This window comes from Vibrio sp. 10N.286.51.E5 (assembly GCF_041469125.1).
Lineage (GTDB): Bacteria > Pseudomonadota > Gammaproteobacteria > Enterobacterales > Vibrionaceae > Vibrio > Vibrio crassostreae_C.
Genome location: NZ_JBFRJZ010000112.1, coordinates 1,617 through 2,884, shown reverse-complemented (window position 1 = coordinate 2,884; position 1,268 = coordinate 1,617). Strand labels below are relative to the sequence as shown.

At 41.5% G+C, this 1,268-nt stretch carries 1 protein-coding gene; it reads left to right on the top strand.

Going from position 1 to position 1,268, the window contains the following annotated elements; genetic code table 11:
- The first annotated feature begins 1 nt into the window (after position 1).
- Positions 2-874, top strand: a complete 873-nt coding sequence (locus AB4161_RS22625) for a LysR family transcriptional regulator (protein ID WP_372084371.1) — start codon at positions 2-4, stop codon at positions 872-874.
- Positions 875-1,268: the final 394 nt, after the last annotated feature.

The following is a 1,268-nucleotide window of genomic DNA, read 5'->3' as shown; positions in this document are numbered from 1 at the left end:
CTTGGCCGCATTCTGCGCTACGTATGAAGAAAGCAGCTACAGCAAGGCAGGTAGAAAGCTTAATAAAGAGCGCACAACCGTACGTGAACAGATCAAGGCACTTGAAGACAGTTTTTGCATCGAACTGTTTATTATCGAAGGAAAGCGTGCATTGCCGACAGAAGAAGCAAAAGCGTTGTATCGCCAAGCCAAAGTGTTATTAAAAAACAGCGACTTATTGTACGAAAGAATGATAAATGCTTATCAAAAGCCTTTTGAGTCGCTGGTCATATACCATGACGCTTTGGTGCCAGGTTCAATAATCAAAGAGATCAACCAACTTGTTAAAAATGCGCTCCCCACATTGCGATTACACTGGCTTCAAAGGAATCGGAATGAAGTAATGGATGCGTTAACCGATGACACTCCGTGCGTTGCCATCATGCAAAGTAAGTTGAAAAACTTACCTGAGCGCCCTTTCCGTTACATTTATTTGGGTACGGTCCAACACCACTTTTATTGTAGCGCTGAGCATGCCTTAGCTAACCAGGGTACAGTGCACATTGATGAGCTGGAGATAGAGAAGCAATACATCATGGAAAGCCATCACAAAAGTAATGCTGACCTATTTTCTATCTCCACGGATTTGAGGATAGTCAGTAATAATGAAGTATTACTAGAACTACTTCGAGAGGATGGTTGGGCTATACTCAACCATTCAGTGGCTGACGCATGGGTTTCAAAAGGCATTTTGAAAAAATTGCCTGTCGTGGAAGTGGCGAATGCTCTTAGAATCCCACTGTCTTTTTATTGCTCTCTAGAGCTTGAAGGGTATCAAGAGATTGAATTGTTGGAATCTATTATCACCGATTATGCTCAATCACTTTTTTGGTAAGCCGGGTTAGAGTACGAAATGTTCATTCCCTCCCCTCAATATAAGTAGGCAGGAGGACACGCCTTTCATATCTAGTGTAGATTTTAATTTTAGAGTACGGTTCGCTATTAAAATACTAACAGATTAGAATAGTCATCAATAAGCCTTTACCCAATCGTGATTTCCGCTTCAAGTAAGCCAGCATTACAATGCAAGCGGTAGCCATAAATAGAAATGTTAAGTAATGACCGCTTTTACAAGTATGCTGGAACCGCTCCTTAACCGCCAACCATAATAAAAAGTACTGCTATTCCAGATGCACAATTTACCACTGAGTAATTACGTTAACCAAGAATGGGGCAAAAGTGTTTTAGCTTACCTTCCCCCGTATCTAAATCAGGGCGGGAGCATACTT